Origin of the sequence: Paraburkholderia solisilvae (genome assembly GCF_902859875.1) — a bacterium.
Lineage (GTDB): Bacteria > Pseudomonadota > Gammaproteobacteria > Burkholderiales > Burkholderiaceae > Paraburkholderia > Paraburkholderia solisilvae.
Map to the genome: position 1 here is coordinate 18,765 of NZ_CADIKF010000061.1, position 23,577 is coordinate 42,341.

Consider the following 23,577-nt stretch of genomic DNA (forward strand, 5'->3'; position numbering starts at 1 on the left):
TCGACCTCGACCTCGACGTCGACAATGTTCGCGGCCTGCCGACGCGCGATGCGTTACCCCTGCGGTCCCAGCATCGCGTGCGGCGCCCCGCCTGGCGCTTCCTGTTCGGCCTGCGCGGACGCCGCCAGCACCAGCGGCAAGTCCGGCTGCTGCCACAACATCTCCAGCGTGCGGCGCAGGCGTGCCGCGGTCACCGGCTTGTGCAACACCGGAATGCCTGCCGACGCGAGCGCCTGCAGTTCGGCCGACGCCATATCGCCGGTAATCAGCAGCGTCACGACGTGGCTGCGGCCGCGCCGGCGCAGCGCGTCGCGGACCACGGCGAGCGCCTGCGCGCCGGTCCGGTGGTTGGCCAGCTGGTAGTCGCATAGCACCGCGTCGGGCATGAAGCCGTCGTCGAGTGCGAGCAGCGCCTCGTTCTCGTCGCGCACACCGCGCACGATGCAACCCCAACGCCCAAGCAGGCTGGAAAGTCCTTCGAGAATCGCGGGTTCGTCGTCGATGCATAGCACGCGGCGCCCGACCACGGCCGGCGCGCCGCTCGCAGCCGTGTCCAGCCCTGCGACGATGCGCGCGGGATCGCCGGCATCGACGGTAAAGCGGAACACCGAGCCGCGTCCCGGCACCGAGCGCAGGTGCAGCTCTGCGCCGAGCAGCTCGACGAGACGCTTGACGGTCGGCAGGCCGAGGCCGTGCCCCTGGCGCGCATCGCGCTGCGGGTTCGCGACCTGATAGAACTCTTCGAAAATCCGTTTGTGTTCGTCGGGTGGAATGCCGATACCGGAATCACGCACCTCGATATAGCCGCCCGCACGGCGGCCCGAGCGCCTGAAACCCATCCAGATCGCACCGCTTTCCGTATAGCGCACCGCATTCGATAGCAGGTTGCTCAGAATCCGTTCGAGCAGCACCGGATCGCCGTGCACGACGGCGGCCGTCGGCGCGATGCGCAGCGCGAGACCCTTTGCCGCGGCCTGCGGCCAGTACTGGTTGCCGACGCGATCGAACAGTTCGGACAGCAGAAAATGCAGCCTGATCACCTGGGTGACGCCGCTTTCGAGCCGCGCGAGATCCAGCACCTGATTGAACAGCTGGTTCAGCGCCTCGACGTTGTTGACGATGTGGTCGGCGGTCTTCGCGTGCTGCGTGGGCGCCGCGGCCGGATCGTTCAGCGACGCGGCCAACAGGCCGATGGCGTGCAGCGGCTGGCGCAGATCGTGGCTCGCCGCGGCGAAAAAGCGCGTTTTCGCGAGGCTCGCCTCCTCGGCGACGAGCTTCTGCGCGGCCAGCGACTCGGCAAGCGTCTGCTGATCGATGCGTGCCTGCACGACGCGCTGGAACAGCTTGCGGTAGCTCAGCGCATACACGTTGATGGCGCCGAAGAAGAACGCGAGAACGATCGCGAGAATGGTGCGGTCGAACGTGTGCACGCCGAAATGCAGCACGATCGCGGGCAGCAGCAGGAACGCGATCGACGTCGAGAAATTGACGACGTCAAAACCGTTCGACATGAATACGCCGGCAGCGAGCGTGACGATCAGCACCGTATGCAGCAGCGGCAGGTTCGTGTGGGCGCTCTGGAACGCGAACCAGATCGCGAGACCCGGCGCCGCATAGAGCAGCGCGTTGCGCAACGCGTGCAGGTAGATCCAGACGCGCGGCTGCAGCGCGCCGGGCCAGCGGCGATGGCACATCCACAGCACGAGGCCCGCGCAGTTCGCGAGCGAGTAGAAGATGAAGCACGCGGCGAAGCGCTGCGGGTACGGCATGTCGACCCAGTACAGCGCGACCAGCAGCGCGATCGAGAACCAGTGCGTGAAAAAGGCGATCGGGTCTTGCGCGTAAAGTACGCGCACGAGGTCTTCGTCGATGGCACGCTGGATCGGGTCAGCCCGCATCGTGCGGTCTCCTTGTCGAGTCGTCCTGGGTCGGCTTGCGCGGCGGTGCTCGCAGGGAAGGGGCTGCCAGGCTCGTTGTTTTCACTTGCGCAGAGTCTACCGCCGCAATATTCCACTTGCGCGTTACCTTGCGATTCTCATGATGCGTCGCACAAGCGCAAGCGTCTGTCCTCAAGCCCGCTAATCGATAAGCATAACGTCCGCGCCCCGTCCTGGTTTACCCATCGGTTTACCCTCCAGCTATCACTTAATCCATATAGGCGACGCCTCGCTAAAAAATCATACTGCATACCAATTCCAGCGCGGCATGCGGTCTTCCGAAGCACGCGAAGACCTTGATTCAACGCCTTGTCACAAGGCCCCGGCGGACCAACCGCCCTCACCGCGCTCCTTGCCCTTCACCCCGACGGAGGCTTCCATGGGCGCGGTATCGAGTCATGAATTCGCACGACCCCTCGACGAGGCGATCCTCCCCGATCTGTGGCGCCGCCGCACCCAGCTTTCGGATGACGAAATGGTGTCGATGTACGACCTCGTGAAGCGCGCGCTGCGCGGCTACCATCCGCTCGAATTGCACGCGCTCGGCGAAGACAAGGAAGAGCTCGTGCACCAGTTCATCTATGCGAAAGTGCTGCGCCTCGCGCCCGGCCATATGGAGTCGCATGCGTGCCCCGAAAGCGCGCCGTCCAACAGCTTTGCGATCTGCGCGTACTTCCGCCGCTATCTGATCGACTGCCTGCGCAGCGCCAGTCATCAGCGCAACGTATCGATGGAAAACGAAGGCGTCACGCAGGAAATCGATCTGCGCGCGCACGCGCTCGACGACCCCATCCAGAGCGTGCTGCTGCAATACGGACTCGACGAACAGCGCGTGCGCGCCGCCGCCCGTGAATTTATCGCGAGCCTCGACGAACCCGAGCGCGTCGTGCTCGCCGGCAGCCTCGGCTGGTGCTCCGAATGCAAGGGCGGCCTGTCGGCGGTGGCCGCGCAGCACCGCGTACCGTCGTATCACTATCGCGCCGTGAAGCTCGGCGTCACCATGAAGAAAACGGCCGACGCCGCGGATTTTTCCAACACGAAAATCGGCCGCTGGCTCACCGACGTGCTCGGCATCGAGATCGACCTCGGCAATCGCGCGGCGATGCTGGTCGCGCTGAACCTGCTCGCCGTCGAGTCGAGCCGCGAGGACGAAGTATTTGAAGCGGCCGCGTAACAGGTCCGCATAACAAGGTCTGAGCAACAGGTCCACATGAAAGGCCGTGTGTCGGGTCACGGAAGTTCACGCAGAGGGTCATAAAACGCGACCTGAAAGGCCGGCCAGAAAGCCGCCGTTCGCGGCCTGAGGCCAGCTGCGATCCATACCCGTGCGCGCTGCCCGTCGCCAACGCTTCACGTCACACGATTTTCATTGCTTTTTCCAGAACGCAGTCCAGGATGATTAGGCTGCGAACAGGCTGCGCGCGCCAGCCGTTTTCATCGTCAGGGTTCCCCCGCCCTGCATATTCGAATAAAGAGGTGGTCCATGAACCGCTTGTCCAGCGCCCTTGAGGCGATGAAACCGCATTACGAGGTCGTGGTGGTCGGCTCGGGTTACGGTGGTGCGATCGCGGCAAGCCGCATGGCGCGCGCGAAACGCGACGTCTGCCTGCTCGAGCGCGGCCGCGAATTTATGGCCGGCGAGTATCCGTCGACACCGCTCGAAGGCCTCACGCAGATGCAGTACAACACCGACACCGACATCGGCCAGCAAGGCTCGCCGCTCGCGCTGCTCGAGATGCACATGAACCCGGATGTGAACGTGGTGGTCGGCTGCGGTCTTGGCGGCACGTCGCTGATCAATGCGAACGTCGCGCTCCAGCCGGACGACCGGCTCTGGGACGATCCGCGCTGGCCCGCCGCGATTCGCGCCGACAAGGCCGGCCGCGACGCGGGCTACGCGCTCGCGAACGCGATGCTGCAGCCGTCGAAGCTGCCGGAAGACTTCAACCCGAATCCCAAAACGGAGCCCAAGCCGTTGCCGAAACTCGCCGCGCTCGAGTTGTCCGCGCAAAAGCTCGGCATGGCGGACCGTTTCTACCGGCCGCCGATCACCGTCACGTTCAAGGACGGCAAGAACGCCGCGGGCGTCGATCAGCAGGCGTGCGTCGGCTGCGGCGACTGCAATTCAGGCTGCAACTACGACGCGAAAAATTCGACGCATATGAACTATCTGCCCGATGCGGTTGCGCACGGCGCGCAGATTTTCACCGGCGTCGCCGTGCATTCGGTGATACGCGACGAAGCGCAGCAGAAATGGCTCGTACGCTATCAGCCGGTCGAACTCGACCGCGATCTGTACGGCGCGCCCGACATGTCGATTACCGCGGACATCGTGATTCTGTCGGCCGGCACGCTCGGCTCGACCGCGATCCTGTTGCGCTCGAACGAGGCGGGCCTGCCGGTGTCGGCGCAACTGGGCCATCACTTCACCAGCAACGGCGACGTGCTCGCCTTCGCGTTCAACACGGATCACGACATCAACGGCGTCGGCTGGGGCGCGCAGTGGCGCCGCGAACTGCCGCCGGTCGGCCCGACCATCACCGGCATCATCGATCATCGCAATACGCCCGATGTGCGGGACGGCTTCGTGATCGAGGAAGGCTCGATCGCGTCGCCGATCGGCGGCTTGATGGCCACGGTGCTTGGCGCCGCCGCGCCGGCCGAAGGCGTCGCGATGCCCGACCCCAAGCGCGAACCGCCGCTGGCGGACGAGGCACGCGTGATCGAAAGCATGCTGCGCGGCCCGCATTACGGCGCGATGCGCAATACGCAAACCTACCTCGTGATGTCGCACGACGACGAAAGCGGCCGCATCACGGTCGACCGCGCCGGCCGCCCGCGTGTCGCCTGGCCGAATGCAGGCAAACAGCCCATTTACGACGTCGTCGAGCACACGCTCGAAACGGCGACCCGTGCGATCGGCGGCGAGTATGTGCGCAACCCGATCTCCTCCGATATGTTTCGCAACCACACCGTCACCGTGCATCCGCTGGGCGGCTGCGCGATGGCCGAGGACGCGGACCATGGTGTGGTCGACGAGGCCGGGCGCGTGTTTTCCGGCGTGACCGGCAACGCCGTGCATGCGGGCCTCTACGTGATGGACGGCGCGGTGATGCCGATCTCGCTCGGCGTGAATCCGCTGCTGACCATTTCCGCGCTCGCCGAGCGCAATTGCGCGCGGCTCGCGCAGGCGCACGGCTGGCAGATCGACTACACGGAGGCCGGCACCACGGCCCCGCCGCCGCAGCCGAAAATCGGCTTGCGCTTCACCGAAACGATGAAAGGCACGTATGGGCCGGACGGCGCCGGCGCGGATCAACGCGTGCCGATGAGCTTCACGCTGACCGTCGAGTCGAACGATCTGGCGGACATGCTCGAGAACCCGCGGCACACGGCCAGCATGATCGGCACGTTGACCTGCGCGGCGTTGTCGCCGGAACCGTTGCAGATTTCGAACGGCCGCTTCAACCTGTTTATCGTCGATCCGGAGCATGTCGAGCGCCGCAATATGAACTATCGGATGACGCTCAATGCGACTGACGGAAAGACGTATTTCCTGTTCGGCCAGAAGATCATCACGCGCTCATCGCTGCTCGATCTGTGGGAGCAAACCAATACGCTCTACGCCGATGTGCGCGTCTCGGAAGCGCCCGATGCGGCGTTGCTCGGCAAGGCGACGCTCGTCATCACGCCGGAAAATTTTCTCAGGCAGCAGCGCACGATCGAAGTGACCAATGCGCCCGATCTGGAAACGCGGCTCAAATGGACGAAGAAATTCGGCGAGTTTTTCGCCGGCGTGCTGTTCACCGAATACGGCGGCGTGGCCGCACCGCTGCAGTTCGCCGGCGAGGACGTGACGCCGCGCGTGCGCCGCGCGTTGCGCGCGCCCGCACCGCAGGTCACGTACTTCAATACGCCCGAGCCGGACAACCGCACATTGCGTCTGACGCGCTATCACGGCGGCGCCAAGGGTCCGGTGCTGCTCGTGCACGGCTCCGGCGTATCGAGCCGCATTTTCTCGACCGATCTGATCGACACGAACCTCGTCGAATTCCTGTGCGCCGCGGGCTACGACGTGTGGCTGGTCGACCTGCGCGTGAGCATCGAGTTGCCGGGCGCCACCGACCCGACCACCGCCGATGCGATTGCGCGCTACGACATCCCCGCGGCGGTGGCGAAGGTGCGTGCGCTGACCGGCGCGCAAGACATCCAGCTGGTCGCGCACTGCCTGGGCGCAGTCGCGACGACGATGGCGCTGCTATCGGGCCTTACCGGCGTACGTTCGGTCCTGCTGTCGCAGGTCTCCGCGCATCTGGTGCCGGGCCTGTTGCAGCGGGTCAAGGCGGGCTTGCATACGCCACAGATTCTGCGCTTCCTCGGCGTCGACGATCTGACCGCCTACACGCGGCACGAAAAATGGCCGCATAACCTGCTCGACGACGCGCTGCGCTTTTTCCCGATCGAGCACGACGAGGAATGCAACAGCGCGATCTGCCACCGCGCGACGTTTTTGTATGGGCTCATCTACGAGCACGCGCAACTGAACGAACCATTGCACGCGAATTTGCAGGAGCTGTTCGGCGTACACGATGTCGAGCTGTTTATTCAACTTGCCGCGATCGTGCGTGAAGGGCACATCATCGATGCGCAAGGCAATGACGTGTATCTGCGCAATCTCAACGGGATGAACCTGCCGATCACGTTTATTCACGGCGCCGAAAACCGCTGCTATCTGCCGGTCAGCACCGAAATGACGTACGACATGCTGGTCGAACGGTTCGGCGCCGACAACTATGAGCGGCATCTGATTCCGGGTTACGGGCATATCGACTGCATCTTCGGCAGGAACGCGGCGCTCGACGTGTATCCGACGATCGCGCGGCATCTGAATGCGCATTGAACGCGCGGGTTCAATGACGTGAAACGCGTGCCGGCCATGCGGGCGGCACGCGTTGCGATCAAAGCACGCCGGCGAGATGAAAACGCGACGCCGGATGCCACAGCTGCACGGACGTCGCGATCGCGCTGCCGACCCACGTGCGGCGCCATAGCATCAGACACGGTTCGCCCATTTCCATGCGCAGATGACGGCGCACGTACGCATCGGGCTTTTGCGCGTGAATCTGGAACTCGGCGCGCTGGATCGGCGCGACGCGCACCATATAGCGGTTCGGCGTCTCGACGGTGAAGTCCTGTTCCAGATACTCGGGAAACACGCAGGGATTCACGAAGCGGTCTTCATACTGGATAGGCTCGCCCTCTTCGCAATGCACGACCCGCGAATGGAACACGGGACCGGCGGACAATCCCAGCGCGTCCAGCGCACCCGGTGCGTGGCTCTCCTCCAGCGTGAGCACTTGAGCCGAATGCCGATGGCCGCGCGCCGCAATCTCATCCGCGATATTGCGAACCTCCAGCACCGTCGATTCGTAACGCTGCGGCGCCACATACGTGCCCGCGCCTTGCACGCGGGTCAGCACGCCCTCGTTGGTCAGCTCGCGCAGCGCACGCGACACCGTCATGCGCGCGACACCGAATTCCTTCGCCAACCCGGTTTCCGAAGGAATCATCGCGCCGTGTTTCCAGACGCCTTCGGTAATCTGCGCGACCACGTAGCGCTTGATCTGCTCGTATGCGGGATGCGTCTTCGCCAGCAGCGGGTTGGCGTGCGCGGTGTGCGCGCCGATCGCTTCGGCCTGACTGTTCATGTTCATTGTCTCGTCGACCTCGTGGGTGATATGCGCCTCTCTCGTCTATCCGGCGGGTAAACCGGATGGCCGACAGTGCGGCCGCGACGTTCGACCGGATACCGCAGCCGGTCGGCCGCGGCATCCTGATCGCGCATGTGCGGCAGCATTATCCACGATTTCAGCGGGTGTCAATTTTCATGACGTACGATGCCGGCGGGTTCGCAATACGTGTACCGCCGCGGGCTACCAGACGTGCGGCACCAGCCGGTAGCGCACGCGTGCCGCATAGGCGGCATAGCCTTCGAGGCCCGCGTTCAGCGTGCGCTCCTCGAGCACCGCGCGGTAGCCGAGACCGGCGACCATCAACGGCACGCATACGAGTCCCCACCATGAGCCGAGCATGAGCGGCGTACCGACGAGGTACAGCATCGCGGCCGAATACATCGGATGACGCACGTACGCATAAGGCCCGCTATCGATGACCGTATGGCCGCGTTCAGCCTGGATCTTGACGACGGGCGCCGCATAGGAGTTCGCGCGGAAGACCGCACGTGTCGCGACGATGCTGATGAAAATGGCAAGCGCGCCGCAGACGTTCAGCCACCCGGGCATCGCGTGACTGTGCAGACGCCGTGCGTCGACGCCGATCAGCACAAACCAGCCGAGCCAGCTGATTGCGGCGCCCAGCATAAAGCGCTTGTCCCAACGGCTTTGCGCCGGCTGCACAAACATGCTCATGCGCTCGGCAAGCAAAGCCGGATCGTAGCGGGCGAGCCACAGGCCGACCCACAGTCCGAGCACGCCCACTTCGAGCAGATACAGCCAGACGGCCGGCCACGCAAGCGTGCCGGCCGCGCCGAACAGCACCGCGCCCATCGCGATGAGCCAGATGATGGTCTGGATGAATAGCCGCGCGATCATGGTGTGAGGCCGCTCGACACGCGTCCTTTGATGCGCTCGAACACCGCCGCGATGTCGATCTCGCCTGCATCGATGCCGAATGCATAGGCGCCGCGATGACGCGCGACGGACGTGTCCGCGAGTGCCGGCATCGCAAGCGACACGGGGCGGCCGATGACTGGATTCAGGTTTTCGAACGGAATCTGCGTCGTACCTCAAAACCCCTTGAGTGCGGAAGTTGCAATCGACGGCACGCTGATCCCATGGCTCGACGCGAACTGTACGGCCTGCGTGAGCGTCGACACCAGCGACTGCAGTTGCCCCGGCGCGGACTGCGCGATATACGACGCGGCCTGCGCGTTCTGCGGATTGACACCGGACTGCAGCAGCGAAGCCGGATTCATCTGGCCGACGCTGCCGAGGCTCGATTGCAGGCTCGAATACTGGCTCACGCCTTTGCCGAGCGATTCGAGTCCGCTGGAGAACGCCGCTTTGTCGAGCGGCCCCGACGATGCCGAGCCGCTGCGGCTCGCGAATGCCTGCGTCAGCGTCTGCGACAGCGACTGCTGCGTGCTGCCGACCTGGGTCAGCTGACTGACCGACGGCGTGCCGCCGCTCAGCAGGCCGGCGGCCTGCTGAGCCTGGCCGGCCGCGCCCGGGAGACCCATCGCCGATGCGAGGCCCGATTGGCCGGCCAGCACCTGCTGGTTCGCACCGACATAGTTCTGCAACAGTTGCGAAACGCCGCCCGCCGACGCCGCGCCGGTCGCCGCGTTACCGGACGAGTTATCCCCGCCGCCGAGACCGAGTTGCTTCAGGTTGAGCTGCGCGTACGATGCGTTGCTCGCAAGGACGGTTGCGCTTGCGAGCAGCGCAGCGGAAAGAATGCGTCGATTCATGCTGCACCTCCTGATCGGGTTGCTGCGCACTGGGACGTTATCGTGCGCTTCGACAGCGAGCCGGCATGCCCGTTCGGCCAGCGGCCGCTCGCGATCGCGACAGGCGGACGATCGGACGATCACCGGTCCGATGATCGATTGGATCGATCGGCGTCGCCTATCCGGATCGCATCGCATGGCATCACTCGTTGTGAACGGTTCATTCTGCGCGTAGAAACGGCGCTCAGGAAATCTTATTGGCCGTGCGCTTGCTGGCCGCGCTCATAGGCGGCGCGCTGAGCTCTCGATATGCGACGGACAGACGCGCCGAACGGCGCTTGGCCCCAGGGAAAGCAGATTCAAAACGCACACGAGGGCGGATGGTTCGTCACCATCCGCCCTCGCAGCAAGATATCGGCCTGCACAGTGCATCGCGCGCTCGCATCGAATCGCAACGCAGCGCGCCGCTTGAAGCAGCGCGAACCTCGACGCGAGTGTTACTGCGGCAGTGTTTTCCCTTTTGTCTCCGGCGCGAACGGAATGATGAACAGACCGAGCACGAACACCACGGCCGTCAACGCGACTGGAATGCCGAGCGTATGCATGTTGAGCACCGCCGCGCCGAGCAGAAAGTTCACGCCGGCGCCGACGAAGCGCCCAAACGACGTGCAGAACGCGAACGCCGTGGCCCGCACGCGCGTTTCAAACTGCTCGGGCAGCCACAAGCTGAAGAGCGCGAAGTTGCCGCCGAAAAAGCCGAGCACAAACAGAATCGCGATAAACGGCACAAGCCCGTTCGGCAGATAGAACGCCCAGCCGAAACTCAGCGCGATCGTCACCGCCATGCCTGCGAAGTACACCGCGAGCGTCATCTTGCGGCCGATGCGTTCAGCCATCGGCGGCAGCGCGAGGCAGCCGAGAATCGTGCCGATCGACAACAGACCGGTCGCCAGCGACGCGATCTTCGTCGCGTCCGCCTTGCCGAAGCCGGCGCGCGTCGCCAGCTGGATCACCGCCGACGGTTCATACACCGCGCCGGCCCACAAGCCGATGATCGCAATCGTCAGCAGCGCGCAAGCCACCCACGTGCGGCGCTGATACTTCGCCCCGAAAATCTCGCGCATCGGCCTCGCGCGCACCGCGTTCGTCTCGGCCTTTTGCCACTTCTCCGACTCCTTCACGCGCGTGAGGATCAGGATCGCGATCACGACCGGCACCGCACCCGTCAGGAACATCGCGCGCCAGCCGAAGTGCACGCCAATCGTGAAATTGAGTGCGGCCGCGAGGAAGAAGCCCGCGTAGTAGCCGGTCTGCAGATAGCCGGCGCCCATCTTGCGGCGGTCCTCCGGCCAGGCTTCGGCCACGTACGTGCCCGCCAGCGCCCATTCGCCGCCGATGCCGACGCCCGCGATAAACCGGTAGATCGCGAGCTCCCACACGTTGTGCGCGGTCGCCGACAGTCCGGTGAAAATCGCGAACGTGAAGATCGTGCAGGCCAGCACCTTGGTTCGGCCGAAGCGGTCCGCGAGCGGTCCCCAGATAAACGACAGCCCCCAACCGACCAGGAACAGCGCGAACAGGATCGAGCCGGCAAGGCCGACATTCGCGGGTGTCGCTTCGTAGCCCGAACGCGGCAGCAGCTCGGTCAGCGCCGGCGTCAGCACCAGCGCGTAAATGAACGAGTCCATGCCGTCGAGCGTCCAGCCGGCCCACGCGCCCCAGAAGCCCGCGATCTGCGAGCGATTGAGCGGCGTCTTCGCGGGACGCGCAGCGCGTGCCCGGCCGGTGTCGGTAACTGAATCCATCTTTGCTGCTCCTCCTGTACTACGGTTGTCATGCGCAAGCTGAAATTTCAATACAGCACGCGCGCCAGGCTCCCCGAGGTTTTCTCCGCCGGCCATTTTTTTCAAAATGCACGCCCGCCCTTTTGTCGGCGGGTGTTTGCGGGTTTTTCCGGCTGGAAAACTCGACATTTTTATATATAATATATTCCATCATGAATAGCGCAACAGATGGTTTTCCCCTGGAAGGCGCGCCCCGCGTGCCGTTCCTGCCCACCGCCGGCGCGCCTCGCTCGAGCGCATCGCGGATGATCGCGGACGCGCTGCGCAGCGCGATCGTCGATGGCACGCTCGCGCCCGGCGCCCCGCTGCGGCAGGACGCGATCGCGCGTCATTTTTCGGTGAGCGCGATCCCGGTGCGCGAGGCGCTGCGACAGCTCGAAAGCGAGGGCTGGGCGAAGGTCGAGGTGCACAAGGGGGCGACGGTCGCACCGCTGTCGGCTGACGAAGCGCGTGAAATATATGAAATCCGTTCGGCGCTCGAAAGCCTCGCGCTCGGCCTTGCCATTCCGAAGCACAGCGCGGCATCGCTGCGCGAAGTGACGAAGCTCTGCAAAGCCGCGGAACGCGAACCGGACCCGTCGCTCTATGTCGCGCGCAACGAGGCGTTTCATACGAGTCTGTACGCGCCTGCCGGACGGCCGCAGTTGTGCGAGATGATCACGAACCTGCATCGTCGCGGCGAACGCTACCTGCGGCTCAAGTTTGGCTTTCCCGAATACAAGGGCGAATCGGATCACGAACACGTGGCATTGCTCGACGCGGTGCGGCGTCGCGACATCGCCGCTGCACAAGCGCTTGTCGCGGCTCATCTGATAGGAACCGGGGAATTGATTTATCGTTTTCTGACTGAACGCGCGACAACCGAGGCCGAATCGGCGTCGGCGCGCAAGCCGCGCGCGAAACGCGGGCGCCTTTCAACCCGTATCCCCGGGAGTACCCCTGCTGATGAACCCGCGACTCGAACCCAACCGTCCGACATCGACGGCTAGCGTGAACGCCGCTGCCCCGCGCTCGTGGACCACGCGGCGCGACGAAAAAGCGCGTCGGCTTGCGCAGATCGCGCCATGGTTCAAGGACGGTGTGCTGCCCGCGGCGCGCATCGTCGATGCGTTGCAGACGCTGATCCGTCCGGGCGATCGCGTCGCGCTGGAAGGCGACAACCAGAAGCAGGCCGACTTCCTGTCGCGCTCGCTCGCGCAGGTCGATCCGGCCGAAGTGCACGACGTGCACCTGCTGATCTCCAGCATCAGCCGCCCCGAGCATCTGACGCTCTTCGAAAAGGGCATCGCGCACAGGGTCGATTTCGCGTTTGCCGGTCCGCAAAGCTTGCGCGTCGCGCAGTTGCTCGAAGACGGGCAACTCGAAATCGGCTCGATCCACACGTATGTCGAACTGTATGCGCGGATGTTCGTCGATCTGACGCCGCAGGTTGCGCTGCTGTGCGCCGAAAAGGCGGATCGGCACGGCAATCTGTACACCGGTCCGAACACCGAGGACACACCGACCATCGCGGAAGCGGCCGCCTTCCGGCACGGCATTGTGATCGTGCAGGTCAACGAGATCGTCGATACGCTGCCGCGCGTCGATATTCCCGCGTCGTGGGTCGACGTGGTCGTCGAAGCGGACCGGCCGTTCGCGGTCGAACCGCTCTTTACGCGCGACCCGCGCCATATCGGCGATCTGCAAGTGCTCACCGCGATGATGGTGATTCGCGGCATCTACGAAGCGTACGGCGTGACGTCGCTGAACCATGGGATCGGCTTCGATACCGCCGCGATCGAACTGCTGCTGCCGACTTACGGCGAATCGCTCGGCCTGCGCGGCAAGATCTGCCGCAACTGGACGCTCAACCCGCACCCGACGCTGATTCCGGCCATCGAGTCGGGCTGGGTCGACAGCGTGCACTGCTTCGGCAGCGAAGTCGGCATGGAAGCGTATATCGAAGCGCGGCCCGATGTGTTTTTCCTCGGCAGCGATGGCACGCTGCGCTCGAACCGTGTGTTGTGCCAGCTGGCGGGTCAGTATGGCGTCGATCTGTTTATCGGCTCGACGCTGCAGATCGACGCGGATGCGAATTCGTCGACAGTCACGCGTGGGCGGCTCGCCGGCTTTGGCGGCGCACCGAACATGGGACACGATCCGCGCGGCCGGCGTCATGCGAGCGAAGCCTGGCTGAAGCTGCTCAAGGGCGACGGGCCGGTCGCGCGCGGCCAGAAGCTCGTCGTGCAGATGGCTGAGACGTACAAGAAAGGCGGCGAGCCGACCTTCGTCGACGAACTCGACGCGGTCGCAGTCGGCCAGAAAAGCGGCATGCCGATCGCGCCGGTGATGATCTACGGCGACGACGTGAGCCACGTGGTCACCGAAGAAGGCATCGCGTATCTGCACAAGGCCGAAGGCGTCGACGAACGGCGCGCGGCGCTCGCCGCGGTCGCCGGCGTCACGCCGATCGGCTTGCGCGCGAAGCCCGAGAAAACCGCGGAGTTGCGGCGGCGCGGGATCGTCTCCTATCCGGAGGATCTCGGCATCCGGCGCGGCGATGCGAAGCGCTCGCTGCTCGCCGCGCGCAGCATCGACGATCTGGTGACGTGGTCCGGCGGGCTGTATGCGCCGCCGGCTCGCTTCAGAAGCTGGTGATGTGATGGCGGCGGCAGTGGCTTCCGGTCGGAGTGCGACACGCGGCGAAGCGGCGGTTGATGACGCTGCGGTGGAATGTGTCGGTGATGCGCGAGTGATGGCGGGCTGTGGGCGGTCTGCGACGAGGGTGGTGGGGTCTGCTGTGCTTGCTGTGCCTGCATCTGCAATGGCGGCTGAGGTTACGGCGACCGTCGTTCGGCGAGGTGCTGGCGTCGTCGGCGCAGCCGGCACGCGCTGCGTGGAACACGCGGCGCGGCATGCGCTGTCCGATGCGCAACTCGCGCGGCTCGCCGTCGAATCGCTAATCGAAGAAGCGGAGTTGACGCCGAAGCCCGCGCTCGTCGATGGGCGCGGCAGCGGCGCACACCGCGATCTCGATCTGCCGACCATGAGACGCTCCGCCCGCGCGCTGGAATCGACATTCGAAGCGCTCGCGCGCGCCTCGCGGCAGCGCACGCCATCGGCGACATTACGCTCGGAACTCGCGCTGATCGGTCGCGCCGGCGAGCAGGCGATGATGCGTGCAACCGACGGTAGCAACGCGCATCGCGGCGCGATCTGGATCACGGGATTGCTGGTTGCCGGAGCCGCGATGAACGGCGTCGCGCGACGTGGTGCCGGTCATCAGGCATTCGCCGACGCCGCCCTCGCCTGTTCGCTCGGCGCGCAAATCGCCTGCTTTCCCGATCGCTTCGCCCCGCCCGCGGACAGCAATGGCGAACGCGTGCGCCAGCGCTATCAGGTCGGCGGCGCACGGCGCGAAGCGCAGGACGGCTTTCCACATGCGCTCAACGTCGGCTTGCCGGCCCTCGCGCAGGCCCGCGAGCGCGGTATCGGCGAAAGTGCCGCGCGCGTCGACGCGCTGCTCGCGATCATGGCGTCGCTCGACGATACCTGTCTGTTGCACCGCGCAGGCCTTGCCGGCCTTCATGCGGGCCAGCAAGGCGCGTGTCGCGTGCTCGCGGCCGGCGGCAGTTCGACCGCCGCGGGCCGCGCGGCATTTGCCGCACTCGATCGCGCGCTCGTCGCGCTCAACGCTTCTCCGGGTGGCGCGGCCGATCTGCTCGCCGCGACACTCTTCCTCGACAAACTGTCACGTCACGACTTCACCGGGAGTACAGCCTCATGGAACATCTGACGTTCGAGTATCCGGCGCAACGCGCCGTCACGGCGCGCACGCATGTCGGCGTGGTCGGCTCCGGCGACCTCGAGGTGCTGCTGTCGCCCGCCGCCTCGATGACGGCGACCGTCGACGTGCGCACCAGCGTCGACGGCTACGGCCATATCTGGAAAAGCGTGCTCGACCGCTTCTTCCAGCGCTATAACGGCGCGGCGCGTATCGAGATCAACGATTTCGGCGCGACGCCGGGCGTGGTCGCGCTACGGCTCGCGGAAGCTGTCGAAGCGATCGATCCGCCCGATGACCGCGGTGCATCCGGCGCGCCGGGAGGAACAGCATGAGCACCGTCGCGATTCAGGCTGCGCCAGTCCTGGCCGACAGCTTCATCGAATTGTCTGCGCGCGAACGCGCGCGTGCGCTGCTCGATCCCGGCACGTTCCGCGAACTGCTCGGCCCGTTCGACCACATCGAATCGCCGTGGCTGCCGCTGCAAGGCATCGTCTGCCAGGCCGACGACGGCGCGGTCATCGCACGTGGCACGATCGACGGAGAACCGGCGGTGGTTGCCGCGCTCGAATCCGCGTTTCAGGGCGGCAGCATCGGCGAGGTGTCGGGCAGCAAGCTCGCCGCGGCACTCGAACTCGCGCTGCGCGACTGCGAACGCGGACGGCCAATACGTCCGGTCGTGCTGTTCGAAACCGGCGGCGTGCGGCTGCAGGAAGCCAACCTCGGGCTCGCGGTCATCGCCGAAATGCAGGCGGCGATCGTCGCGCTGCGCCGCCACGTGCCGGTGGTCGGCGTAATCGCGGGCATGGTCGGCTGCTTCGGCGGAATGTCGCTCGCCGCCGCGCTGTGCTCGCATCTGGTCGTCACGAAACAGGGGCGGCTCGGCATGAACGGCCCGGAAGTGATCGAGCAGGAAGCCGGTATCGACGAGCTCGACGCAAGCGACCGGCGTCGCATCTGGCAACTGATCGGCGGCGAGCAACGCGCGGCGACCGGACTCGCCGACAGCCTCGTCACGGACGATGTCGCCGAGGTGCGCGCCGCGGTCGCGCAGGCGTTCGCGCGCGGGCTGCCGGCCGCGCATCGCAGCGAGCAGGTCGATACGTACCTCGCGCGGCTCGCGGCGATCGATCCGCCCACCGTAACCCCCGAAACCATGCGCGCGGTCTTTCCCGCCGGCGCGCCGGCCGATGCGTCCACTTCGGCGCGCAAGGAGTGACCGTGACTGATACCTTCATCACGCGTGGCGCGCGCTGGTTTCGCGCCCTCGCCGGCGAGCCGGCTACCAAAGCGCCGGTGTGGAGCGGCGACGCGGCGCTCGGCGACGAGCGCGCGCGCTTCGTCGCGGTTGTGCCGGACCCGGACAACCGGTTTCCGCGCGCGACCGACAACGTGGTCGGCCTCGAGCAGGGATGGCTGCTGGCACGCACCGTGCGCGACGCGATCGCCGCCGATGCGCACGCCGCAAAGAAGCGCCCGATTGTCGCGGTCGTCGATGTGAAAAGCCAGGCGTATGGTTACCGCGAGGAGATGCTGGGCCTTCACCTCGCGTGCGCATCGGCCGTCGACGCCTATGCGTCGGCGCGCGACGCCGGACATCCGGTGGTCGCGCTGATCGTCGGGCCGGCGATGTCGGGCGCGTTTCTCGCGCACGGCTATCAGGCGAATCGCATTCTCGCGCTCGATGCGCCCGGCACGCTGGTCCATGCGATGGGCAAGGAAGCCGCCGCGCGCGTGACGCGCCGCACCGTCGCCGAGCTCGACAAGCTCGGTGAAACGATCGTGCCGATGTCGTACTCGATGGCGTCGTTCGCGAAGCTCGGCCTGCTCGATACGTTGATTGACGGCGTCGATGCCGATGCGCCGAGCGACGCGCAGATCGAACGCGTACGTACCCTGCTCGCGGACGCCGCGCGCGATGCCCGCACGGACCGCACGCGTGGACTGTCGCACCGGCTCGAGTCCGAGGCGGCGCAGAAGACGCGCGCCGCCTCGATCGAAGTGCGGCGGCGGCTCGCGCAGCAGTGGGACGCCGCGTAATGCAAATGTGCGCGCTGCCGCCGGTCGATCCGCTTGCGGCGTCTGCCGCAGCGGATGCGCGCGGTCGCCGCGATGACGGTACAGACCGTGACGGCGGCCATGCATGCTGGCGCGCGCACGACGTGCTGCGGCTACGCCGTCTGCCGGCGCGCGACGGCGAACCCGAATGGGTGCGGGACGCGTTCCTGCTCGCGCCGTTCGCGGTCGTGCGGCGCGCGCCGGCCGCGCCCGATTTTGTCGCCGTGGGGATACGCGGCGCAAGCCGAGCGCAACGCTACGGCACGTGGGCCGCGGACGCCGATGTCGAATTCGCCGTGGCGCCCGAAGCGCTCGCTGCAAGCGACCCTTCGCCGGGCCGCGAGCGATTGCCCGCGTTTGCCGCGCTCGCGACACTGCAGCGCTCACCGGGCGCCCTCGCGTCATGCGTGTGGGGGCCGGCGGGCAGCGTCGGCTTCGAACTGGCGACGCGAACGCCTGCCGTTACCGCATCCAGCGATCTCGACTTGCTGATTCGCGCGCCCGACAGACTGCGACCCGCGGTGGCAAGGCGGTTGTTTGCGGAACTGCGCGCGCTCGCGGAACGCGCCGGCATCCGCGTGGACGTGCAGGTCGACACGCCGGCTGGCGGCGTCGCGCTCGCCGAGCTTGCAGCCGGCAAGCCGCGCGTGATGGCGCGCGCGATTGATGGGCCGCTGCTGGTCGCCGATCCTTGGGCTGCGGTCACCACGGGCTCCGGCGCTGCTGACGCTGCCGCGGATGCTGACGCCGACGCCGACGCGGCGACAACCAGAGTGCCGCACCTCGATGCGGCCAGGACAGGAGCGGCACGATGACGCTCGCTTTTCTTTTTCCCGGACAAGGCGCGCAGACCGAGGGTTTCCTGCACCGCCTGCCTGAGCATCCTGCGACGGCGGCCACGTTGAGCGAAGCGTCCGATGTGCTCGGCTTCGATGTGCTGACGCTCGACACGCAGGCCGCGCAGCAATCGACCGTCGCCGTGCAGATCGGCATCGTCGTCGCCGGCGTGGCAATTACGCGTGCGCTCGCCGCGGAACAACTGGCGCCGGATGTCAGCGCGGGACTCTCGGTCGGCGCCTACCCTGCGGCCGTCAGCTGCGGCGCGCTCGGATTCGCCGACGCGGTGCGGCTGGTGCGCAAGCGCGCCGAACTGATGGAAGCCGCCTACCCGTCCGGCTACGGACTGGCTGCGATTGCGGGCCTCACTGAACATCAGGTCGAAACGCTCTGCGCACAGAACGGACATGGCGGCCGTCCACGCGTTTTCGTCGGCAATGTCAATGCGCCACGACAAATCGTCGTGGCCGGTGCAACGGACGCGCTCGATGCATTCATCGAAACCGCGCTTGCCGCCGGCGCGCGCAAAGCGACCCGGCTGGCCGTCAGTGTGCCTTCGCATTGCGAACTGCTGGCGCCGGCCGCCGACGAACTCGCGGCGTACGCCCGGAACGTGCCGTTCGATGCGCCGCAGAGCGCGTATGTCGGCAATCGCGGGGGCCGGCCGCTGCGTACCGCCGACGCCATTCGCGACGACCTCGTGACCAATATGCGTCATACCGTCCGGTGGTTCGATGCGCTGACGGTGATGGTCGAAATGGGCGCGCGCGTTCTGCTGGAAGCGCCGCCGGGCCAGGTGTTGACGGACATCGCGCATGAGCACTTTCCTGACGTCGTCGCACTTCCCGCCAGTGCATTGGCATTCGACCGGCTGGTCGCAACTGTCAGACGGCGTATTGATGCAGGTGGTTGACGTCAGGTGACGGGCGCGCAGATGCAGCGGAACGGGCGGTGCGCAAGTGACGTTGCCGCAACGCTTGCGCACACCGTTGCCCCCCGGGAGGTTGATCGGCGAAAACACGCATGCGCGCCGGAATTTACGCCCCGAACAACTCGCGACGAGACGCAACGCCGTCTGCACACTTATTGCACAGGCAACATCAGGGCATGCAGAGACGCTGTTGCAGCGGCGCCGTCACCCTAATCGATGAAAATTTCCCGCAGCCTGTCAAGCGCCGACATCAGCGCCTGATCCGAGATCGCGCCTGTTCTTTTGATCAAGCGCTCTTTATCGACGGTGCGTATCTGATCAAGCAGAATCAGCCCGCGCTTGCGCGCGAACGTGAGGCCCACGCGAAACGGCGCGGGTCGGCTGCCCGTGGTCATCGGCGCCACGATCACCGTGTTCAGGTATTCGTTCATCTCCGGAGGTGATACGACCACGCACGGTCGCGTTTTCTGAATCTCGCTGCCGACGGTCGGATCCAGCGCAACTAGCCAGACCTCGCCGCGCTCTACCATGTGAATCCCTCGTCATCCGCATTCGGAAACTCGCCCATCACCAGACGATCGCCCCCGGCCGCCGCGATGGACCGGCTCGCTTCGGCCCACCCTTCGCGCGCACGCTTCTGCGGCCGGCGCAGGACCAGAGCGTTCCCTTCGATTTGCATATCCACTTCGTCCTCCAGTCCCAGTTGGGCCAAAATCGGTTTCGGAATGAGCACGCCATGTGAGTTACCCATCTTGCGGATCGTGGTTTTCATGGCGAGACCTCAGTTCGAAAAATGCTAAGAGGATTGGAAGGAAAAGTAAACACAAAGTTATTACATGATAGCATGGCCAAATGGCATAGGGTGAATCTGATGTTGTCGTAACAGCGGACGCGAATGCTGACCGGCGTTTATGCGCATAAATTTTTTTATCTTTATATATTTTATAGATCAAGACTTTTCAGGAGGGGCGACGTGCGGCGAGAGGTCACGTATCGAAACGTCAGATTGATTCGCTCCCCCTGCACACGAGGCTCTTTCGGTACGCGATGACGCCACTCCGCCTGCGTCCTGCCGCGCATCACAAGCAGACTGCCGCTCTTGAGCAGAAATGATTGCGTCGCGCCCGTCCTGTTGTGCCGCATGTCGAACGTGCGCGTAACGCCAAGGCTCAGCGACGCGATCACCGGTTCATCGCCCAGTTCAGGTTCCCGGTCCGCATGCCAGCCCATGCTGTCCGCACCGCTTCGATAGCGATTCAGCAATACGCTATTGAAACGCGTACCGCAGGCCGCCTCGGCCGCAGCCTTGAGTTCGCCTACCGCCGGCGTCCATGCGTCCGGCACATTACGGATACCCGAATAGACATACACGGCATCGCGCTCCCCTTGCCACGCGGTGAGACGCGGTAGCGGCACGCGGCCTGCCGGCGTGCCCATCGTGTCCTGCCGCCACGCGACCTCTTCGATGATGCGCGCCATCATCGAGACGGCGGTCGATGGCGAAAGCCAATCGGGAAACCACGCGACATCGGGCGTGGGTGTGTCATCAAACAGATCGGGCATGGCGGGAATGCCGCAGATGCGGCGCTGATAGTCTCGAGCAACGGTAACCAGTATGAACCTTTGCCTCTGCACCCCGCCGCCTGCATCCCGGTGCGCGGGCGCGCGCCGCGCGGGATGATCGACATACATTGCGTATCAGCGTGTTCGCCGTTGATAGCCGTGATCGACGATACGACGGCGCACACGCTGTGGCATGCTGCGAGCCGGATGACAAAACGCCGCGGTACAAAACCGTCTGCGCGAAATTCTGTTAGACCTGAAAAACCCTCACCATACGGAAACGCGGCAGCGAATTTTACAAACCGCACACCTCAAGCAGCCAGCATCGCCAGGTAGAAGACGATCGCGCCGAGCAACGCGCCGATAAAGCAGAAGCCCTCTTGCCCGTCGTCGCCATTCGAGCGCAGCCAGGCTGCGACAACCCCACACAATCCGGCGGCCCCGAGCGCCACGAAAACCATCACCACATAAAATAGCGCGGTTCTGCCCAGTTCAGAAAATTCGAGATTCCGCGCGCCGCAATAGACGCCTACGGCTATCAGCGACAGCACCACCAGCGGCAGCATCACATGACTACCCTCGTGCCCGATATGGTGTTCGCGGTGCGTCAGTTTGATCGCTTTCATGAAGGCCTCCCACCGCCGTCCCAGTCGACGATAGACACCCCGTTTCAGTTCGCGTGACTCACCGGCATAACCACACATGGTGAAATGAAGGTCCGTTTTCAGAATAGTTCGTATATTCCCGTCATTCAATGCTCGTTTAATGGGAATGTTCCCGAGGCGAGAGCAAGCCTGTGTGACGCGTCCCCGATGACATTTTGCAAGAAGACCGGCACGCTACGCCTGCCTTCTACCCGTTGTCGAAACTGCCGGTAGAATGAATGACCTGCATGCCTAAGCGATCGCTCGCAAGAGTGTCCGCCAGGCCCGACTCCGTCGCGTCCCGTTACCTCACCTATGCGCCTATCATCGTTTTTCGTGCGCCTGATTTCCATCGGCGTTCTGTTTCACCTGTATGTCGGCTTTCGCATCATTCCCGACCTGCCGATCGACTCCACGGGACGATGGCTGTGTGTGCTCTGGCTCGTACTGTCCTGTTTGCTGATTCCGGCCGGTATGCTTGCGCGGCGTTTCAAACATCAATCGGTCGGCGACCGGTTCGCATGGATTGGCCTGCTGACAATGGGCTTTTTTTCATCGCTGCTGGTGCTGACGTTTGTGCGCGACATCGTGCTTGCGTCGTTGCTGACGATCGATACACTCTGGCCGCATGCCGTGTCGGTCGCACAATGGCGGCCGAATAGCGCGGCGGCGGTGCCCATTCTTGCGTTGCTTTCGACAGCCATCGGTTTCGTGAACGCCCGGCGTCGCGCGCGAGTGGTCACGATCGAAGTGCCGATCGACGACTTGCCGCGCGCGCTCGAAGGCTTCACGATCGTGCAGATCAGCGATATCCACGTGGGACCGACCATCAAGCGCAACTACGTCGATGCGATCGTCGACGCGGTGAACCGGCTCAAGCCGGATCTGATCGCGGTCACCGGCGACGTGGTCGACGGCTCGGTCGCGCAGTTGTCCGCGCACACGCAACCGCTGGCGCGACTCAGCGCGCGACACGGCGCGTATCTGGTTACGGGCAACCACGAGTACTATTCAGGCGCTCACGCGTGGATCGCGGAATTCGAGCGACTCGGGCTGCATGTGTTGCTCAATGAGCACGTGGTAGTGAATCACGACGGCGCGCAAGCGGTCATTGCTGGCGTGACCGACTATTCAGCCGGGCACTATGATCCGGCGCACAACAGCGATCCTGAGGCCGCACTGAAAGGCGCGCCCGGCGATGTGCTGATCCGCGTGCTGCTTGCGCACCAGCCACGGACTGCGGAAGCGGCGGCAGACGCGGGATTCACGCTGCAATTGTCCGGCCATACGCACGGCGGACAGTTCTTCCCATGGAATTTCTTTGTCCGGCTGCAGCAGCCGTTCACCGCCGGGCTCGCCCGGTTGAACGGCCTTTGGGTGTACACCAGCCGCGGCACCGGATATTGGGGGCCACCGAAACGGCTCGGCGCCCCTTCGGAGATTACGCGACTGAGATTGGTGAACGCCGGCGTTTGAATGGAGAGTTGACCGGCTTTAACCGCGTTTTGGCCAAGGTTTTAAATGAGGTTCAAACCAGACCTGAACGATACGCCGATCGTGCGGCGATCGCGTTTGACGTGACCGATCGCCGCGTTTGAACTACTGCGCAGCCGATACAGACACGGCCGCAGTGGGCGCATAGGCAACTTCAACATGCATGCCGGCCGACAGATGAGCCAGTTGCGCGGTGTTGGCTGCCTGAATATGGAAGATGGCGCCCTGCGGGCCGCGCAATGCGAGTATCCCCGTCTTCTGATCAACCGTGACGAGCTCCGCCTGAATGTTATTTTGAGTCATCGGGTCTGCGTTTGCCGCGGCATGGTTTGCGGCGTTCGTTGATCCGTGAGGCGTCACGGTGATAACCGCGTCTCGCGCCATCCGCACGCGCACCTTGTCCCCTGCTTTGATCTCCGACAGTTTCGTCGAATCCGGACTGACGTTGAAGGTTGCCTGGCCACTCGCCGCATCTTTGACGGTGACGGTGTGCGCAACGCGGTCCACCGACTGCACGATGCCTTCAGCCTGAAGCACACTGACTCCCGCGATGGTTGCGCTCGACGCAACCGATGCGGCAGGCTGTGCCGCCTGTGGGCTTAACGGCGCTAAAGCAATGAATGCTCCGGTGACTACGGCGATGGCTAGCTTTTGGTTCATGCGATCCTCAGTTGTTGATCAACGGCGACTCGCACAGCAGTTTGTTTTTCGAGATGGGTTCTGTCAACGTTTGGAATCCGAATCAGTTTGGATACCAATGCAAACGGAACGGACTGGCGGGATATTTTGATGTTTGACGCCTGGCTGAGAGCGCTCAGGCGTGGAGTCCGGGGGCGGTGACGGGAGGCTGCGGACGGGTGAGTTCGCCGGTTTTCCGGGAACGGGAGGGCCTGGGGGAATGTGAGGCGCTGGGGGCCGTAAACGCCGCGACCCCGCCTTTGGTGGGCGGGGTCGCGGGATGAGGCAGGAGGAGCCTGACGATTACCTACTTTCACACGGGCAATCCGCACTATCATCGGCGTGGAGTCGTTTCACGGT

22 protein-coding genes are annotated in these 23,577 nt (G+C 64.8%); 11 read left to right on the forward strand and 11 right to left on the reverse strand.

What is annotated here, in order from left to right; translation table 11 throughout:
- Positions 1-53: 53 nt before the first annotated feature.
- Positions 54-1,898, reverse strand: a complete 1,845-nt coding sequence (locus HV675_RS27470; protein WP_175114608.1) for an ATP-binding response regulator — start codon at positions 1,896-1,898, stop codon at positions 54-56.
- Between the two features lie 418 nt (positions 1,899-2,316).
- On the opposite strand from HV675_RS27470, the gene HV675_RS27475 reads away from it, so the two are divergent.
- A complete protein-coding gene (locus HV675_RS27475) occupies positions 2,317-3,111 on the forward strand; it encodes a hypothetical protein (RefSeq protein ID WP_175114609.1) in 795 nt (264 codons plus the stop codon).
- Positions 3,112-3,420: 309 nt separating this feature from the next.
- On the forward strand, positions 3,421-6,837 hold the full coding sequence (locus tag HV675_RS27480; RefSeq protein ID WP_175114610.1) for an alpha/beta fold hydrolase: 3,417 nt from the start codon (positions 3,421-3,423) through the stop codon (positions 6,835-6,837).
- A gap of 58 nt (positions 6,838-6,895) precedes the next feature.
- Here the strand turns inward: HV675_RS27480 and hutC are convergent, their stop codons facing one another.
- The 5 genes from hutC to HV675_RS27505 form a co-directional block, all read right to left on the reverse strand.
- The gene (gene hutC, locus HV675_RS27485; RefSeq protein ID WP_246270579.1) at positions 6,896-7,645 is read right to left on the reverse strand and encodes a histidine utilization transcriptional repressor HutC; all 750 of its coding nucleotides are present in this window, start codon (positions 7,643-7,645) and stop codon (positions 6,896-6,898) included.
- 225 nt (positions 7,646-7,870) lie between these two features.
- Entirely contained in the window at positions 7,871-8,548 is a 678-nt protein-coding gene (locus HV675_RS27490; protein ID WP_175114612.1) for a methyltransferase family protein, read from the reverse strand.
- The gene (locus tag HV675_RS27495) at positions 8,545-8,730 is read right to left on the reverse strand and encodes an arylamine N-acetyltransferase (protein ID WP_175114630.1); all 186 of its coding nucleotides are present in this window, start codon (positions 8,728-8,730) and stop codon (positions 8,545-8,547) included. The genes HV675_RS27490 and HV675_RS27495 overlap by 4 nt, the downstream gene beginning before the upstream one ends.
- A gap of 12 nt (positions 8,731-8,742) precedes the next feature.
- Entirely contained in the window at positions 8,743-9,426 is a 684-nt protein-coding gene (locus HV675_RS27500; protein ID WP_175114613.1) for a hypothetical protein, read from the reverse strand.
- A 476-nt stretch (positions 9,427-9,902) separates the two neighbouring features.
- On the reverse strand, positions 9,903-11,210 hold the full coding sequence (locus tag HV675_RS27505) for an MFS transporter (protein ID WP_175114614.1): 1,308 nt from the start codon (positions 11,208-11,210) through the stop codon (positions 9,903-9,905).
- A 191-nt stretch (positions 11,211-11,401) separates the two neighbouring features.
- Here HV675_RS27505 and HV675_RS27510 point away from each other — a divergent pair, with 191 nt between their 5' ends.
- The 8 genes from HV675_RS27510 to mdcH all read left to right on the forward strand — a co-directional run bounded on the left by HV675_RS27510 (position 11,402) and on the right by mdcH (position 18,820).
- Positions 11,402-12,238, forward strand: coding sequence for a GntR family transcriptional regulator (locus HV675_RS27510; protein WP_175114615.1), 837 nt, complete (start codon positions 11,402-11,404; stop codon positions 12,236-12,238).
- Positions 12,195-13,886, forward strand: a complete 1,692-nt coding sequence (mdcA, locus tag HV675_RS27515) for a malonate decarboxylase subunit alpha (protein ID WP_175114616.1) — start codon at positions 12,195-12,197, stop codon at positions 13,884-13,886. Before HV675_RS27510 ends, mdcA begins: the two co-directional genes overlap by 44 nt.
- Before the next feature lie 238 nt (positions 13,887-14,124).
- Entirely contained in the window at positions 14,125-15,024 is a 900-nt protein-coding gene (locus tag HV675_RS27520; protein WP_246270582.1) for a triphosphoribosyl-dephospho-CoA synthase, read from the forward strand.
- Entirely contained in the window at positions 15,012-15,347 is a 336-nt protein-coding gene (locus HV675_RS27525) for a malonate decarboxylase subunit delta (RefSeq protein WP_175114618.1), read from the forward strand. Before HV675_RS27520 ends, HV675_RS27525 begins: the two co-directional genes overlap by 13 nt.
- Complete coding sequence (locus tag HV675_RS27530; RefSeq protein ID WP_175114619.1) at positions 15,344-16,231, forward strand: biotin-independent malonate decarboxylase subunit beta; 888 nt, start codon at positions 15,344-15,346, stop codon at positions 16,229-16,231. Before HV675_RS27525 ends, HV675_RS27530 begins: the two co-directional genes overlap by 4 nt.
- A gap of 2 nt (positions 16,232-16,233) precedes the next feature.
- Positions 16,234-17,052 carry a biotin-independent malonate decarboxylase subunit gamma gene (gene mdcE, locus HV675_RS27535; RefSeq protein ID WP_175114620.1) on the forward strand — a complete coding sequence of 273 codons (819 nt, stop codon included), beginning with the start codon at positions 16,234-16,236 and terminating at the stop codon, positions 17,050-17,052.
- Positions 17,052-17,885, forward strand: coding sequence for a malonate decarboxylase holo-ACP synthase (locus HV675_RS27540; RefSeq protein WP_175114621.1), 834 nt, complete (start codon positions 17,052-17,054; stop codon positions 17,883-17,885). Before mdcE ends, HV675_RS27540 begins: the two co-directional genes overlap by 1 nt.
- Positions 17,882-18,820, forward strand: a complete 939-nt coding sequence (gene mdcH, locus HV675_RS27545) for a malonate decarboxylase subunit epsilon (protein ID WP_175114622.1) — start codon at positions 17,882-17,884, stop codon at positions 18,818-18,820. Before HV675_RS27540 ends, mdcH begins: the two co-directional genes overlap by 4 nt.
- Before the next feature lie 227 nt (positions 18,821-19,047).
- Here mdcH and HV675_RS27550 read toward each other — a convergent pair whose 3' ends face one another.
- The 4 genes from HV675_RS27550 to HV675_RS27565 form a co-directional block, all read right to left on the reverse strand.
- Positions 19,048-19,368: a type II toxin-antitoxin system PemK/MazF family toxin gene (locus HV675_RS27550; protein WP_175114623.1), complete on the reverse strand. Its 321-nt coding sequence runs from the start codon at positions 19,366-19,368 to the stop codon at positions 19,048-19,050.
- Complete coding sequence (locus tag HV675_RS27555) at positions 19,362-19,610, reverse strand: AbrB/MazE/SpoVT family DNA-binding domain-containing protein (RefSeq protein WP_175114624.1); 249 nt, start codon at positions 19,608-19,610, stop codon at positions 19,362-19,364. Before HV675_RS27555 ends, HV675_RS27550 begins: the two co-directional genes overlap by 7 nt.
- A gap of 170 nt (positions 19,611-19,780) precedes the next feature.
- Positions 19,781-20,401: an alpha-ketoglutarate-dependent dioxygenase AlkB family protein gene (locus HV675_RS27560; protein ID WP_175114625.1), complete on the reverse strand. Its 621-nt coding sequence runs from the start codon at positions 20,399-20,401 to the stop codon at positions 19,781-19,783.
- Between the two features lie 311 nt (positions 20,402-20,712).
- The gene (locus HV675_RS27565) at positions 20,713-21,027 is read right to left on the reverse strand and encodes a hypothetical protein (RefSeq protein WP_175114626.1); all 315 of its coding nucleotides are present in this window, start codon (positions 21,025-21,027) and stop codon (positions 20,713-20,715) included.
- A 333-nt stretch (positions 21,028-21,360) separates the two neighbouring features.
- Here HV675_RS27565 and HV675_RS27570 point away from each other — a divergent pair, with 333 nt between their 5' ends.
- Positions 21,361-22,521, forward strand: a complete 1,161-nt coding sequence (locus tag HV675_RS27570; RefSeq protein ID WP_175114627.1) for a metallophosphoesterase — start codon at positions 21,361-21,363, stop codon at positions 22,519-22,521.
- A gap of 123 nt (positions 22,522-22,644) precedes the next feature.
- Here the strand turns inward: HV675_RS27570 and HV675_RS27575 are convergent, their stop codons facing one another.
- A complete protein-coding gene (locus tag HV675_RS27575) occupies positions 22,645-23,199 on the reverse strand; it encodes a hypothetical protein (protein ID WP_175114628.1) in 555 nt (184 codons plus the stop codon).
- Positions 23,200-23,577 lie beyond the last annotated feature (378 nt).

Excerpts from the sequence above, each read along its gene's own strand:
- HV675_RS27555 (WP_175114624.1), bottom strand. The coding sequence starts at position 19,610 with ATGAAAACCACGATCCGCAAGATGGGTAACTCACATGGCGTGCTCATT.
- HV675_RS27505 (WP_175114614.1), bottom strand. The coding sequence starts at position 11,210 with ATGGATTCAGTTACCGACACCGGCCGGGCACGCGCTGCGCGTCCCGCG.
- HV675_RS27560 (WP_175114625.1), bottom strand. The coding sequence starts at position 20,401 with ATGCCCGATCTGTTTGATGACACACCCACGCCCGATGTCGCGTGGTTT.
- mdcA (WP_175114616.1), top strand. The coding sequence starts at position 12,195 with ATGAACCCGCGACTCGAACCCAACCGTCCGACATCGACGGCTAGCGTG.
- HV675_RS27530 (WP_175114619.1), top strand. The coding sequence starts at position 15,344 with ATGAGCACCGTCGCGATTCAGGCTGCGCCAGTCCTGGCCGACAGCTTC.
- hutC (WP_246270579.1), bottom strand. The coding sequence starts at position 7,645 with ATGAACAGTCAGGCCGAAGCGATCGGCGCGCACACCGCGCACGCCAAC.
- HV675_RS27570 (WP_175114627.1), top strand. The coding sequence starts at position 21,361 with ATGCGCCTATCATCGTTTTTCGTGCGCCTGATTTCCATCGGCGTTCTG.
- HV675_RS27550 (WP_175114623.1), bottom strand. The coding sequence starts at position 19,368 with ATGGTAGAGCGCGGCGAGGTCTGGCTAGTTGCGCTGGATCCGACCGTC.
- HV675_RS27540 (WP_175114621.1), top strand. The coding sequence starts at position 17,052 with ATGCAAATGTGCGCGCTGCCGCCGGTCGATCCGCTTGCGGCGTCTGCC.
- HV675_RS27510 (WP_175114615.1), top strand. The coding sequence starts at position 11,402 with ATGAATAGCGCAACAGATGGTTTTCCCCTGGAAGGCGCGCCCCGCGTG.
- HV675_RS27475 (WP_175114609.1), top strand. The coding sequence starts at position 2,317 with ATGGGCGCGGTATCGAGTCATGAATTCGCACGACCCCTCGACGAGGCG.
- HV675_RS27490 (WP_175114612.1), bottom strand. The coding sequence starts at position 8,548 with ATGATCGCGCGGCTATTCATCCAGACCATCATCTGGCTCATCGCGATG.
- HV675_RS27575 (WP_175114628.1), bottom strand. The coding sequence starts at position 23,199 with ATGAACCAAAAGCTAGCCATCGCCGTAGTCACCGGAGCATTCATTGCT.
- HV675_RS27480 (WP_175114610.1), top strand. The coding sequence starts at position 3,421 with ATGAACCGCTTGTCCAGCGCCCTTGAGGCGATGAAACCGCATTACGAG.
- HV675_RS27500 (WP_175114613.1), bottom strand. The coding sequence starts at position 9,426 with ATGAATCGACGCATTCTTTCCGCTGCGCTGCTCGCAAGCGCAACCGTC.
- HV675_RS27525 (WP_175114618.1), top strand. The coding sequence starts at position 15,012 with ATGGAACATCTGACGTTCGAGTATCCGGCGCAACGCGCCGTCACGGCG.
- HV675_RS27565 (WP_175114626.1), bottom strand. The coding sequence starts at position 21,027 with ATGAAAGCGATCAAACTGACGCACCGCGAACACCATATCGGGCACGAG.
- mdcH (WP_175114622.1), top strand. The coding sequence starts at position 17,882 with ATGACGCTCGCTTTTCTTTTTCCCGGACAAGGCGCGCAGACCGAGGGT.
- HV675_RS27470 (WP_175114608.1), bottom strand. The coding sequence starts at position 1,898 with ATGCGGGCTGACCCGATCCAGCGTGCCATCGACGAAGACCTCGTGCGC.